11 protein-coding genes are annotated in these 14,383 nt (G+C 44.8%); 5 read left to right on the top strand and 6 right to left on the bottom strand.

Going from position 1 to position 14,383, the window contains the following annotated elements; genetic code table 11:
- Positions 1–292 precede the first annotated feature (292 nt).
- Positions 293–4,444, top strand: coding sequence for a cobaltochelatase subunit CobN (locus F6J90_RS42200; protein ID WP_293108546.1), 4,152 nt, complete (start codon positions 293–295; stop codon positions 4,442–4,444).
- Between the two features lie 175 nt (positions 4,445–4,619).
- Here F6J90_RS42200 and F6J90_RS42195 read toward each other — a convergent pair whose 3' ends face one another.
- Complete coding sequence (locus F6J90_RS42195) at positions 4,620–4,769, bottom strand: hypothetical protein (protein WP_293108543.1); 150 nt, start codon at positions 4,767–4,769, stop codon at positions 4,620–4,622.
- A gap of 449 nt (positions 4,770–5,218) precedes the next feature.
- Here F6J90_RS42195 and F6J90_RS42190 point away from each other — a divergent pair, with 449 nt between their 5' ends.
- Entirely contained in the window at positions 5,219–5,695 is a 477-nt protein-coding gene (locus tag F6J90_RS42190; RefSeq protein ID WP_293108540.1) for a CYTH domain-containing protein, read from the top strand.
- A 64-nt stretch (positions 5,696–5,759) separates the two neighbouring features.
- Here F6J90_RS42190 and F6J90_RS42185 read toward each other — a convergent pair whose 3' ends face one another.
- From F6J90_RS42185 to F6J90_RS42165, 5 genes are all read right to left on the bottom strand, one after another.
- Positions 5,760–6,710 (bottom strand): DUF4351 domain-containing protein, encoded by a 951-nt coding sequence (locus F6J90_RS42185; RefSeq protein ID WP_293108537.1) that lies wholly within the window; start codon positions 6,708–6,710, stop codon positions 5,760–5,762.
- A gap of 126 nt (positions 6,711–6,836) precedes the next feature.
- Positions 6,837–7,799, bottom strand: coding sequence for a DUF4351 domain-containing protein (locus tag F6J90_RS42180; RefSeq protein WP_293108534.1), 963 nt, complete (start codon positions 7,797–7,799; stop codon positions 6,837–6,839).
- A 138-nt stretch (positions 7,800–7,937) separates the two neighbouring features.
- Entirely contained in the window at positions 7,938–8,936 is a 999-nt protein-coding gene (locus tag F6J90_RS42175) for a DUF4351 domain-containing protein (protein ID WP_293108531.1), read from the bottom strand.
- Between the two features lie 126 nt (positions 8,937–9,062).
- Positions 9,063–10,025, bottom strand: coding sequence for a DUF4351 domain-containing protein (locus F6J90_RS42170; protein WP_293108528.1), 963 nt, complete (start codon positions 10,023–10,025; stop codon positions 9,063–9,065).
- 389 nt (positions 10,026–10,414) lie between these two features.
- Positions 10,415–11,329: a hypothetical protein gene (locus tag F6J90_RS42165; protein ID WP_293108526.1), complete on the bottom strand. Its 915-nt coding sequence runs from the start codon at positions 11,327–11,329 to the stop codon at positions 10,415–10,417.
- 1,425 nt (positions 11,330–12,754) lie between these two features.
- On the opposite strand from F6J90_RS42165, the gene ndhL reads away from it, so the two are divergent.
- The 3 genes from ndhL (at position 12,755) to trpA (ending at position 14,286) form a co-directional block, all read left to right on the top strand.
- A complete protein-coding gene (gene ndhL / locus F6J90_RS42160) occupies positions 12,755–13,000 on the top strand; it encodes an NAD(P)H-quinone oxidoreductase subunit L (protein ID WP_293095318.1) in 246 nt (81 codons plus the stop codon).
- A gap of 112 nt (positions 13,001–13,112) precedes the next feature.
- Entirely contained in the window at positions 13,113–13,451 is a 339-nt protein-coding gene (locus tag F6J90_RS42155; protein WP_293108523.1) for a DUF3007 family protein, read from the top strand.
- A 37-nt stretch (positions 13,452–13,488) separates the two neighbouring features.
- Positions 13,489–14,286 (top strand): tryptophan synthase subunit alpha, encoded by a 798-nt coding sequence (gene trpA / locus F6J90_RS42150; RefSeq protein ID WP_293108520.1) that lies wholly within the window; start codon positions 13,489–13,491, stop codon positions 14,284–14,286.
- Positions 14,287–14,383 lie beyond the last annotated feature (97 nt).

The raw sequence follows: 14,383 nt of genomic DNA, 5'->3' as shown, positions 1-14,383 counted from the left end.
TTTGATATAATAAAAGAGGGAAGGAATACTATCAAGTAGAGTTGGGTAACTTACCAATTATCAATTAGCAATAGACCTCTGATCAAAGTATTTTTGGATACTGTTATCGTCAATTATTAATCCGAAGTTCCCTGTTCCAAGCTCCGAAGTTGCCGACAACTGCGCCGAAGTATAATTAGCAATTATTCTCAATCATGGCACAACTGACCCAAGGCCACTGGGAGTGTTAACCGATCAGTACGATTATGATCAAATATGATCGAAGTGTAAAGAATTATTTCGAGCTGGTTCCATGAAACGCATTGTACTGATAGCAGGATTTGAATCATTCAACGCTGACTTGTACCGCAAAGCTGCTGAGTTAGCAACCTCCCGCTGTCCGGAACTGGATATTAGAGTATTTAGCGATCGCGAAATCACTGCCAACCCTGATACTGTAGACGCTGCCCTCCAAGATGCCCAAGTCTTCTTTGGTAGTCTACTATTCGATTATGACCAAGTGTTATGGTTACGCGATCGCATTCAACACATCCCCATCCGCTTGGTATTCGAGTCAGCTCTAGAACTGATGAGCCTGACTCAAATTGGTCAGTTCAAAATTGGGGATAAACCCAAGGGGATGCCCAAGCCAGTAAAATTCATCCTGGACAAATTCAGCAACGGACGGGAAGAAGACCGCTTAGCCGGTTATATCAGCTTTTTGAAAATTGGTCCGAAGCTGCTGAAATATATTCCTGCTAGAAAAGTCCAAGACTTGCGCAATTGGCTAATTATCTACGGTTACTGGAATGCTGGTGGCTCAGACAATGTGGCATCTATGTTCTGGACCCTGGCAGAGAAATACTTACAGCTGAAAGTCGGAGAAATTCCGCCGCCAGTGGAAACTCCAAACATGGGGCTACTCCATCCGGACTACGACGGGTATTTTGAATCCCCACGACAATACCTAGAATGGTACAAAAGCTTCAAGGTTAAACAATTAAACGTTATTGGGCAAAGCCCTACCAGCCCACTAGCTTCTCAACACAACCTTGGCCAAAAGGCCACGCTACGCGAACAACCCACCAACCTTCAACCAGCCAACCTTCAACCAGCCAACCTTCAACCAGCCAACCTTCAACCCACCAACCTTCAACCCACTAACCTTCAACCCACCAACCTTCAACCCACCAACCTTCAACCCACTAACCCTAGAGAAAACCCTGTTGTGGGGATTCTGCTTTATCGCAAACACGTAGTTACAAAACAAACTTATATTCCCCAGTTAATTCGCTACTTTGAGGAAGCTGGATTAACCCCTTTACCCATCTTTATCAATGGTGTAGAAGGTCATGTAGCCGTGCGGGATTGGATGACATCTGCTTATGAAACCCAACAGCGGCAACTGGATAAAGTGGAAACTCCTTCCCTGTCTAAAGACGCTGTAGAAGTGGATGCCATTGTTTCTACCATTGGTTTCCCGTTGGTAGGGGGTCCAGCTGGTTCTATGGAAGCCGGAAGACAGGTGGCTGTAGCTAAACGTATTCTCACTGCTAAGAATGTCCCTTATTGTATTGCTGCACCCCTACTGATTCAAGATATTTACTCTTGGACAAGACAAGGCATTGGGGGGTTGCAAAGTGTCGTCTTATATGCATTGCCGGAATTGGATGGAGCAATTGATACTGTACCCCTAGGTGGTTTAGTCGGAGAAGATATTTATCTGATTCCCGAACGAGTTAAACGACTAACTGGACGGGTAAAGCGTTGGATTCAACTCAGACAAACCCCACCAGACCAAAGACGAATTGCGATTATTCTCTATGGTTTCCCTCCTGGGTATGGAGCAACAGGAACAGCAGCCTTATTGAATGTACCGCGATCGCTTCTTAAATTCCTCCACGCTCTAAAAGAACAAGGTTACACTGTTGGGGAATTACCAGAAGATGGAGAAGAACTAATCCGCTGGGTGAAAGCAGCAGACGAAGGGTTGAATGGTGACAGCTTGAATGGTGAATTTTCTAACCAGCAACCAGCAACTAGTAACCAGCAACCTTCAACTAGTAACCAGCAACCTTCAACTAGTAACCAGCAACCAGCAACTAGTAACCTTCAACCTTCAACTAGTAACCAGCAACCAGCAACTAGTAACCTTCAACCTTCAACTAGTAACCTTCAACCTTCAACTAGTAACCTTCAACCTTCAACTAGTAACCAGCAACCAGCAACCACAGTTAACGTTAAAACCCTAGAAGAATGGTTAGGCTACTTGCTAACTACCCGTATTGAGAAACAATGGCAATCCTTGACTGGTACAGGAATCAAAACTAATGGGGATGAGTTCGAGATTGGTGGGATTCAGTTAGGAAATGTCTGGATTGGGGTACAACCACCCCTGGGTATTTCTGGAGACCCGATGCGACTGATGTTTGAGCGAGACTTGACCCCACATCCCCAGTACACGGCCTTTTATAAGTGGTTACAGAATGATTTTGATGCCCATGCGGTGGTGCATTTTGGCATGCATGGCACCGTGGAATGGTTGCCTGGTTCGCCCCTGGGGAATACGGGGTATTCTTGGTCGGATATTTTGCTAGGAAATATCCCGAATCTATATATCTATGCCGCCAATAATCCTTCAGAGTCAATGTTGGCAAAGCGTCGGGGTTATGGGGTGTTGGTTTCCCATAATGTACCCCCTTATGGTCGGGCTGGTTTGTATAAGGAGTTGGTAGTGCTACGGGATTTAATCTCAGAGTATCGGGAGGATCCTGAAAAGAATTATGCCTTGAAAGAAGCAATTTGTAAAAAGATTGTGGATAGTGGCTTGGATACGGATTGTCCCTTTGAGGACGCTAAGCGCTTGGGAATTGCTTTCAGTCCAGAGAATGCCCAGATGTTTAGTGCTGATTCATTTAATCGCTATCTTGTCAAGTTGTACAACTACCTGCTAGTGGTGGAACAACGGTTGTTTTCCTCTGGGCTGCACACTCTAGGTCAAGTACCTGATTCGGAACAGTTAGAGTCTTACCTCCGGGCTTATTTTGGGGAGGATGTCCCGGAAGGGATGGTTAAGGCCATTGTCGATGGAGAATTTGAACCGCAAACACCGGAAGGAAGTGAACAGGTCGAGGATGAGAAGGTTGAGGAGGCGTTACGGATTGGTGAGTTGTTGATGCAGACTGGGGAGGAGTTGAGGAATTTGTTGCGGGGGTTGAATGGGGAGTATATTCCTCCAGCTCCTGGGGGGGATTTGTTGCGGGATGGTCCTGGGGTTTTGCCAACAGGACGGAATATTCACGCTTTGGATCCTTATCGGATGCCCTCTCCGGCAGCTTATGAACGGGGCAGGGAGGTGGCCAGGAAAATTATTGCCCAGCATCTTGAGGAACATCAGGAGTATCCGGAAACTGTTGCGGTAATGCTATGGGGATTGGATGCGATCAAGACTCGTGGGGAGTCCTTGGGGATTTTATTGGAGTTAGTAGGTGCAGTACCTGTTAAAGAGGGAACGGGACGGATTGTACGGTATGATTTGATGCCCTTAGCTGAGGTAGGTCATCCTAGAATTGATGTGTTGGCAAATCTGTCAGGGATTTTTCGGGATAGTTTTGTCAATATTGTTGAGCTGCTGGATGATTTGTTCCGTAGGGCGACTGAGGCAGATGAACCGGAGGAAGAGAATTTTATCCGCAAGCATGGGTTAGCTTTGCGATCGCAAGGGGTAGACAATGTTTCTGCTCGATTGTTTTCTAATCCAGCCGGGGATTATGGTTCTCTGGTCAATGACCAAGTAGTCGATGGAAATTGGGAATCGGGGGATGAATTAGCGAATACATGGCAAAGCCGCAATGTATTTAGTTATGGACGGCAAGATAAAGGTCAAGCCCGTCCCGAAGTCATGGAGCAGCTGCTAAAAAGTACCAGTAGTATAGTCCAGGAAATTGATTCGGTGGAATATGGGCTGACAGATATTCAAGAATACTATGCCAATACTGGAGGCTTGAAGCGAGCAGCCGAGAAGCAAGGGGGTAAGACCGTTAATGCCAGTTTTGTGGAAAGTTTCTCAAAGGATACTACACCCCGGAAGCTAGAGGATTTGTTGCGGTTGGAGTATCGGACAAAGTTACTTAATCCCAAGTGGGCTGAGGCGATGGCCAATCAGGGGTCTGGGGGAGCTTATGAGATTTCCCAACGGATGACAGCATTGATTGGTTGGGGGGGTACAGCTGATTTTCAAGATAACTGGGTGTATGACCAAGCAGCAGATACTTATGCCTTGGATGAAGAAATGGCCAAGAGGTTGCAACAGGCAAATCCTGAGGCATTTCGCAATATTGTCGGCAGGATGTTAGAGGCAAATGGGCGAGGATTCTGGGAACCGGATCAGGAAACCTTACAGAAGTTACGGGAGTTGTATGAGCTAACCGATGAGGAGATTGAAGGCGTGACGGCTGTAGGATAAGAGGGTGTGGGGTGACCGGGTGTGGTAATCGGGTGACCATCTTGCTCGTAGTCATCCCGATTCCTAAACCTGAAAATCCTTCACTGACTGGTTCACCCTACACTCGTTTACCCTACATCCGTTTACCTAATCAATAAGAGTGTGAGTATAGTCCTTTTATCCTCACTAAACCCGTTCACCATATGTTATTTCCTTTGCCTGAATAGCCTTGTTCGCTAGAATCTTTGGTTTGCTTTTCTAACTCTTCAGCTAATTTGGCAAATTTTTTCATTTCATCAATTAATGCTGCTGCTCCACTCTTTTGGTTTGTTGATTGTTGGGACATCGATGTTTATCCTGATAATTTTACTTACATTAGCTATTGGCATTAGCCACAACGATGAGTTCCTCTATGAGTAACTCTACGTAATTGGCTCTCTATTTTTATATTTCTTGCCAAAATAAACGAATCCGGATTAACTCTGGTATTTTAATATGAAGCGATCGCTAACTAAATAGGCAAGATTGTAAAGTTTTTGATTAATATAGCAATAAGCAGAATGGTTAGGACTTGCTCTGATTTTAAAATGGACAATCAACAATAGTCAATCAACAATGGTCAATTTTCCAGGACTTACGTAAGGCACCCTGAAATCGCCCTTGCCTTGGGGGACTTTTTGAGTAGTACCCCCCAGAGCAAGGGGGGTTAGGGGGGCAAAACCAACTAAACTTCGTAAGTCCTATTTTCAATTAACCAATGACTAATAATAGCTATTTACACTATACTTTGTACCTATGGCAACTGAAATCGAACGGAAATTTCTAGTTAAAGGCGAAGAGTGGCGGAAACTAGGCACTGGTAGTGTTTATCGCCAAGGTTACATTCGTACAACCAACCGCACTACTGTCCGGGTGCGCCTGGTGGGAGATCAAGGATATCTTACTATCAAAAGTCCCAAGGTGGGTTTTTCTAGAAAAGAGTATGAGTATCCTATCCCAGGCTCGGATGCTCAAGAAATGCTCGATACTTTGTGCCAGGGTCCCCTAATTGAGAAAACTCGTTATAAAATTGAACACGCTGGCTTGATTTGGGAAGTAGATGAGTTTGCTGGGGATAATCAAGGATTAATTTTGGCAGAAGTTGAACTAACTGATGAAAATCAGGACATTGAACTACCAGAATGGATTGGAATTGAAGTATCTAATGATCCGAGATACTTCAACTCCAATTTAGTTCAGCATCCCTATACTCAATGGTTACACAGAATCTAGGGTATAGGGTGTGGGGTGTGGGGTATTGGGCAAGAGAATTTGGATTTCTCTATCAGTCCTTGTTTTAATCAGTGGCTTCGGGTGCTGGCAAATGGTCTACTAATTGCTCAACAGATTCTACATCAATGGCCACATCCATTAACTGTTCTAACTTTTCGACACTCAACCCCTTCACACGAGCTTGAATCTCAGGGGATAGGTCTCCAAAGCGCCTTTGAAGCAATCGTAGTAGCAGTCGCTCAGCTTCTTCCTGACGACCTTGCTTAATGCCCAACCTTTCGATACTCGTGACATACTTCATGTTGACCTCCTGTTCGTACTGGTTAACTTCTTCACGAAAGGCTTCTTCTAGTGCTTCAGGTAAGTGCATTACCCAGTCGATGAAATGATATAAGTTTAGGATGTCTTGTCGCTGATACCCTTGCTGGTACAATCGTCTGGTCAGAGCCATTTTCCAGATTTTCCGTTGCTGGCCATCACTGCGAGTATCAACTGCTTTCAGGTGAGCCATGATCACCGTGGCAAAGGGATTGGCACTTTGTTCTAATTCTGGCCACTGCTGTTTGTAGTCTAGCAGTTTCACCATCAAAAAATTGAACTGGATTTTACAGCCGAAGATTTCGCTACTGTATTGGGTTGGTCGCCACTGGGGGTTAGCATCACTCAAGACTGCTAAACTAGCAACCGGTCGATTGTAGCGTCCGCTAATCCGATGATGGTAGGTGTACATCCGTTTAGCAAAATCCGTCTGTTTTTCCCCTTGGACTTCCACATGAATTAGAATCCAGGTTTCAAGACCATTGTTGAGCCAGACCTTGACCAGTTTGTCAGCCCATCGACGTCCTACTTCCGCGTCTCGCACCACCTTTTGTAGTTCTTTGTCGAGGAATTCACTTGGACGAGACCAATTGATTTGACTATGAATGTGGGCAAAGCACAAGGCAATGAAGGGCTCAAAGTACCATTCCAGGGTGTCTTTCCAGGGGGAATCATAGTCCGCTGCTGGGTTAATCATTAATTTTCTCTAGCTGAGCTGATTAATCTAATTAATCACCAAACCATGTTTCCCTGCTCAAAAAATAGTGAAGGATTAATCACAATTAACCCTTCAGAATAGACACAGGACATCTAAGTCCTGATTTTAATCAGTGGCTTGGGATGCTGGCAGATGGTGTACTAATTGCTCAATAGATTCTACATCAATGGCCACATCCATTAACTGTTCTAATTTTTCGACACTCAACCCCTTCAAACGAGCTTGAATCTCAGGGGATAACTCTCCAAAGCGCCTTTGAAGCAATCGTAGCAGCAGTCGCTCAGCTCCTTCCTGAAGACCTTCTTGACGACCTTGCTTAATGCCCAACCTTTCGATACTCGTGACATACTTCATGTTGACCTCCTGTTCGTACTGGTTAAGTTCTTCACGAAAGGTTTGTTCTAGTGCTGAGGGTAAGTGCATTACCCAGTCGATGAAGTGATATAAGTTTAGGATGTCTTGTCGCTGATACCCTTGCTGGTACAATCGTCTGGTCAGAGCCATTTTCCAGATTTTCCGTTGCTGGCCATCACTGCGAGTATCAACTGCTTTCAGGTGAGCCATGATCACCGTGGCAAAGGGATTGGCACTTTGTTCTAATTCTGGCCACTGCTGTTTGTAGTCTAGCAGTTTCACCATCAAAAAATTGAACTGGATTTTACAGCCGAAGATTTCGCTACTGTATTGGGTTGGTCGCCACTGGGGGTTAGCATCACTCAAGACTGCTAAACTAGCAACCGGTCGATTGTAGCGTCCGCTAATCCGATGATGGTAGGTGTACATCCGTTTAGCAAAATCCGTCTGTTTTTCCCCTTGGACTTCCACATGAATTAGAATCCAGGTTTCAAGACCATTGTTGAGCCAGACCTTGACCAGTTTGTCAGCCCATCGACGTCCTACTTCCGCGTCTCGCACCACCTTTTGTAGTTCTTTGTCGAGGAATTCACTTGGACGAGACCAATTGATTTGACTATGAATGTGGGCAAAGCACAAGGCAATGAAGGGCTCAAAGTACCATTCCAGGGTGTCTTTCCAGGGGGAATCATAGTCCGCTGCTGGGTTAATCATTAATTTTCTCTAGTTCGGCTGATTAATCTAATTAATCACCAAACCCTGTTTCCCTGCTCAAAAAATAGTGAAGGGTTAATCACAATTAACCCTTCAGAATAGATACAGGACATATCAGTCCTGGTTTTAATCAGCGTTTTAATTAGCGGCTTCGGGTGCTGGCAAATGGTCTACTAATTGCTCAACAGATTCTACATCGATGGCCACATCCATTAACTGTTCTAACTTTTCGACACTCAACCCCTTCAAACGAGCTTGAATCTCAGGGGATAACTCTCCAAAACGCCTATGAAGCAATCGTAGCAGCAGTCGCTCAGCTTCTTCCTGACGACCTTCTTGACGACCTTCTAAAATACCTTCCTGACGACCTTCTTGACGACCTTGCTTAATTCCTAACCTTTCGATACTCGTGACATACTTCATGTTGACCTCCTGTTCGTACTGGTTAACTTCTTCACGAAAGGCTTGTTCTAGTGCTTCAGGTAAGTGCATTACCCAGTCGATGAAATGATATAAGTTTAGGATGTCTTGTCGCTGATACCCTTGCTGGTACAATCGTCTGGTCAGAGCCATTTTCCAGATTTTCCGTTGCTGGCCATCACTGCGAGTATCAACTGCTTTCAGGTGAGCCATGATCACCGTGGCAAAGGGATTGGCACTTTGTTCTAATTCTGGCCACTGCTGTTTGTAGTCTAGCAGTTTCACCATCAAAAAATTGAACTGGATTTTACAGCCGAAGATTTCGCTACTGTATTGGGTTGGTCGCCACTGGGGGTTAGCATCACTCAAGACTGCTAAACTAGCAACCGGTCGATTGTAGCGTCCGCTAATCCGATGATGGTAGGTGTACATCCGTTTAGCAAAATCCGTCTGTTTTTCCCCTTGGACTTCCACATGAATTAGAATCCAGGTTTCAAGACCATTGTTGAGCCAGACCTTGACCAGTTTGTCAGCCCATCGACGTCCTACTTCCGCGTCTCGCACCACCTTTTGTAGTTCTTTGTCGAGGAATTCACTTGGACGAGACCAATTGATTTGACTATGAATGTGGGCAAAGCACAAGGCAATGAAGGGCTCAAAGTACCATTCCAGGGTGTCTTTCCAGGGGGAATCATAGTCCGCTGCTGGGTTAATCATTAATTTTCTCTAGCTGAGCTGATTAATCTAATTAATCACCAAACCATGTTTCCCTGCTCAAAAAATAGTGAAGGATTAATCACAATTAACCCTTCAGAATAGACACAGGACATCTAAGTCCTGATTTTAATCAGTGGCTTGGGATGCTGGCAGATGGTGTACTAATTGCTCAATAGATTCTACATCAATGGCCACATCCATTAACTGTTCTAATTTTTCGACACTCAACCCCTTCAAACGAGCTTGAATCTCAGGGGATAACTCTCCAAAGCGCCTTTGAAGCAATCGTAGCAGCAGTCGCTCAGCTCCTTCCTGAAGACCTTCTTGACGACCTTGCTTAATGCCCAACCTTTCGATACTCGTGACATACTTCATGTTGACCTCCTGTTCGTACTGGTTAAGTTCTTCACGAAAGGTTTGTTCTAGTGCTGAGGGTAAGTGCATTACCCAGTCGATGAAGTGATATAAGTTTAGGATGTCTTGTCGCTGATACCCTTGCTGGTACAATCGTCTGGTCAGAGCCATTTTCCAGATTTTCCGTTGCTGGCCATCACTGCGAGTATCAACTGCTTTCAGGTGAGCCATGATCACCGTGGCAAAGGGATTGGCACTTTGTTCTAATTCTGGCCACTGCTGTTTGTAGTCTAGCAGTTTCACCATCAAAAAATTGAACTGGATTTTACAGCCGAAGATTTCGCTACTGTATTGGGTTGGTCGCCACTGGGGGTTAGCATCACTCAAGACTGCTAAACTAGCAACCGGTCGATTGTAGCGTCCGCTAATCCGATGATGGTAGGTGTACATCCGTTTAGCAAACTCCGTCTGTTTTTCCCCTTGGACTTCCACATGAATTAGAATCCAAGTTTCAAGACCATTGTTGAGCCAGACCTTAACCAGTTTGTCAGCCCATCGACGTCCTACTTCCGCGTCTCGCACCACCTTTTGCAGTTCTTTGTCGAGGAATTCACTTGGACGAGACCAATTGATTTGACTATGAATGTGGGCAAAGCACAGAGCAATGAAGGGCTCAAAGTACCATTCCAGGGTGTCTTTCCAGGGGGAATCATAGTCCGCTGCTGGGTTAATCATTAATTTCCTCTTGTTCGGCTGATTAATCTAATTAATCACCAAACCAACAAAGGCGACTCGTCCTTAAGCTGTAGGATCCATTAATCATCCACCCTACAGGTAACCTTACTGCTTAAGTTTTGCTCTAGCTGTTTCTAGCCTAATGAGGTGCACAAACTCTTTACCTCTTATCCCTGCTCGCTTCTCAATGCTGGCTGCTCGCTGCGCCATAACACCTAAAAAATTGTACCTAACCTAATTAAACAATTATCAACTTATTCTTTATTAAAACACAAATCACCTGCACCGAAGCTAGCGGTATCAATACCCTCTAAAATTTATAAATTTCGACCACTAGCAGAAATCAAAGTATTATCTGATAATTGGGGACTACTAATATCAGTAAATCCCTAAAATAGAGTATAGTCATCAAAAATTTCGAGACTATCCGCAATTACAAAGATGCCACGATTAGCTTCAGGATTGACTTCAAAAGTTGGTTCAAAAATGCCCAGTGGTTCTTCTAGAGTAAAGATTACTGCCTCTAGCCCTTCTACTTGCCCATCATCGGCCACAGCCAAGCTAACCGTTGCATCTTGTTCTGTAATATTAATCGTAAAACCGAATAAATCCGATGCTACCGGAGGTACTACTATTTCTCCTCCTGTTACTTCCAAAGAGTCCAGATTGAATTCTAGTATTTCAGGAGCAGTGACGGTTACAGTTATTCCTTCTACTGGTGGAGCTTCACTGAGGCTAAGGTTAACATTAGCAACAGTTCCCTCAGATTCGATTAATAGTTTAGGAGAGGTACTGAGGCTAACTTCTGGTAAAGAATCTGGACTATCTTGAATAGGGATAACTTTGGGAGTATCCCGAATTAGAAACGTGCCACGATTAGCTTCAGGATTGACTTCAAAAGTTGGTTCAAAAATTACCAGTGGTTCTTCTAGGGTAAAGGTTACTGCCTCTAGCCCTTCTACTTGCCCATCATCCGCCACAGCCAAGCTAACCGTTGCATCTTGTTCTGTAATATTAATCGTAAAACCGAATAAATCTGATGCTACCGGAGGTACTACTATTTCTCCTCCTGTTACTTCCAAAGATTCAAGGTCGAATTCTAGTATTTCAGGGGCAGTGACGGTTACAGTTATTCCTTCTACTGGTGGAGCTTCACTGAGGCTAAGGTTAACCTTACCAACAGTTCCCTCAGATTCGATTAATAGTTTAGGTGTGGTACTGAGGCTAACTTCTGGTAAAAAATTTGGAGTATTTTTACTATTCTTGGGTTCAAATGCTTCTTTTAAGAATATGTTCAGTGTCATGTTTTTTGACTTTTTTATAGTACGTCATGCCACAGCCATAATCGAGTTAAACGAAAGAAAAATTATCTGCACCCAAGCTAGTTTAATCAGTACCCTGTAGTAGCAATTAGGGTATGGTTTTATTGTTGGCTGATACTGACCTCTTCAAAGCCAATACTCAAACCAGCAATTTTACTCAAATTTTTTCTATTCGTGAAATCTTTAACTATATTAGCAAATTTATAAATTTATGCAACCCCAATTCATAATTAGTGTGAACCTGGGTCACTAGGAATGGTTTTGTTAGCACCAGAAGGAGCAAATATCGGTTAAAAACCGCATCGTCAGACGCGCTTATGGTTTATATCTATTAGTAAAAATATCTTACCGTTTGGTATAGATGAAAACGTAAGCATTCAGCCGTCAGCCGTCAGCCATGAGCTTTTAGCTCACGCTACTTGAGGTGCCGTCAGCTTTTTGCCACAGGCTTTGGCCAAGGCCAAAGGCCAAGGCCAAAGGCCACGCTACGCGAATGGCCACGCTGTGCGAACGACGCTGGGACTTCACTCAGATTAAACCAATGCTTACTTGTTTTATTCAAAAGCTGATAGCTGATAACTGATAGCTGATAACTGATAACTGATAGCTGATAGCTGATAGCTGATAGCTAAATACTTACATAAAAACTCCTTAGGTGCGCTTTCCGCATCTAATTATTAAATTCGCCACGGGTCGCACCTAAGCATTTTCGTTGGAAGGGGCAACGCCAATACTTATAAAGCAGATAGAGCAAGCTTTATATTTTCCGCAGGTTTTTGAGGTGCGGACTGATTTACTATAGCGCCATAGTTTAGTGCCCAACCCTTAATAAACCAACCACAGTCATCTACCAACTTTTCTGGCCACGCTCTGATCAAAATGGGGGCGGTGGGACTTGAACCCACACGACCGTTTAAGGTCAACGGATTTTCATTCTCCCGTAGCTTTCGCTACTACCATAGCTGGCTCTTGAGAATTGGACTCTCCCTTTACCCTCGGCTTTACGTTAGGGTAGCTCCCGTCGAGTCTCTGCACCTTCCGAGAGGTTTTCTCGGCTTGGCTCAGGATTGCCTTATCTGTTACCAGACTTAGGTTTCCCTGAATTTGAGAGCATTCACATGACAGATTTCTCCATCAGTGCTCAATTTCCTTAAGTCCGTAGCGTCTACCATTCCGCCACGCCCCCTGGTTGAGATTAGATAGCTGTGGGCTTTTGTTTACCCATCAACCACTGTGATCTCACTGTTATATATTAAAACATGAACTGGGTCTACTCTGCAATTATACTGTTGAAATTTTTAAGAGGGGGATAAAGTCTGGCTCTGGGGGAACACAGGGCAGCATGTTGGACCTAAGGTAGTATAGTAGGGTTGAGCGATTGACCTGCATGTCACGCTACACGAACGCATTTTTGTCTTCTGTGTCCTAAACCAAAATTCTATGATTACTGCGATACTTTACCTGTCTTTGGCAGGAGCCTACTTATTGGTATTCCCTCTGGCCATCTATCTCTACCTACAGAAACGGTGGTACGTTGCTAGCTCCTTCGAGCGAGGCTTCATGTACTTCCTGGTCTTCTTATTCTTTCCAGGTTTATTACTCTTCAGTCCAATCTTAAACCTTCGCCCCAAGCGGCGTCAGCCACAAGGCTAAGTCAGTCACTTAAGCGATCATTATAGGGTACCTAAATGAATTGTGAGAATTTTTGTTCCCTGCTCCCTGTTCCCAGATCCGCTGTTCCCTGTTCCCTTTGCTATAGTAATTCATGCGACGAATTGACGCGATTGGAATTTCCCTTGGTATCTTTGCTGCTGGCGGCATAGCCTACTTGATCTTTCAGCTCGCTGGGTACGATCACATCCAAGCCGGGATTTGGAGTCAAGTCCTCTTGGTAGGGGGGTTAGTTGGGTGGGTGCTAACCTACCTGTTTCGAGCCCTGACCCAAACCATGACCTATAACCAGCAGGTGAAAGACTATAAAGATGCTGTCCTGCAAAAGCGACTCGAAGAAATGACACCAGAAGAACTTGCCCAACTCCAAGCAGAGGTGGAACAGGAAAAGCGTTTGACCAAAGCACAGGACGATTCCTCCATATCCCCTTAACCAGGGGGGCAGGGCAAAACTATATGACGAATGACCAATGACCAAAATTTCCGATTGCTTCGGATCCCTGAGATCTAACTCCCAGTGTGCTCTGATTCCTTTTATCACCGCTGGGGATCCCGATTTAGAAACCACAGCCAAAGCCTTGCGGGTACTCGACCAATCCGGTGCTGACATCATTGAACTGGGAGTACCCTATTCTGACCCCTTGGCCGATGGTCCAACTATCCATGCTGCTGCTACTAGAGCATTACAAAAAGGTGTGCAGTTGGATGATGTGCTGGCAATGGTAAAGGAAGTTAGCCCAGAGATAGAAGCGCCAATTGTCCTATTTACCTACTACAATCCCATTCTCAACCGAGGGATTAATTCCTTCTTAGAGCAGATTGCTCAAGTGGGGGCGAAAGGGTTAGTGGTGCCTGACTTACCCCTGGAAGAAGCTCAAATCTTGCTGAAACCTGCAGCAGAGCTCGGGATTGAAGTGATATTGTTAGTGGCACCAACTTCACCAACAGAACGGATTGAAGCGATCGCTAAACAGTCTCAGGGCTTTATTTACCTAGTCAGTGTTACCGGTGTCACCGGGATGAGAACTCAGCTGCAATCACGGGTAAAAGACTTACTCAATCAGATGCGTGGTCTAACCGATAAGCCCATCGGGGTTGGCTTTGGGATCTCCCAGCCAGAACAAGCTAAGCAGGTCAAAGATTGGGGTGCAGATGCCGTGATTGTCGGTAGCGCTATAGTAAAGCGTTTGGCAGATGGCACCCAATCAGAAGGCTTGTCAGCCATTGGGGACTTTTGCCAAAGCCTGAAATTAGCGATTAGGGAGTGAAGCCATGGGTAGTAAGTAGGGCTTGGCACTTACTGTCAAGGTCTAGGATACCGATCAGAAATTACTGATCGGATTAATCCTTCGTATTTAGATGTTA

The sequence above is a fragment of the Moorena sp. SIOASIH genome (assembly GCF_010671925.1).
Taxonomy (GTDB): domain Bacteria; phylum Cyanobacteriota; class Cyanobacteriia; order Cyanobacteriales; family Coleofasciculaceae; genus Moorena.
This window is presented reverse-complemented; position numbering and strand designations above follow the sequence as displayed.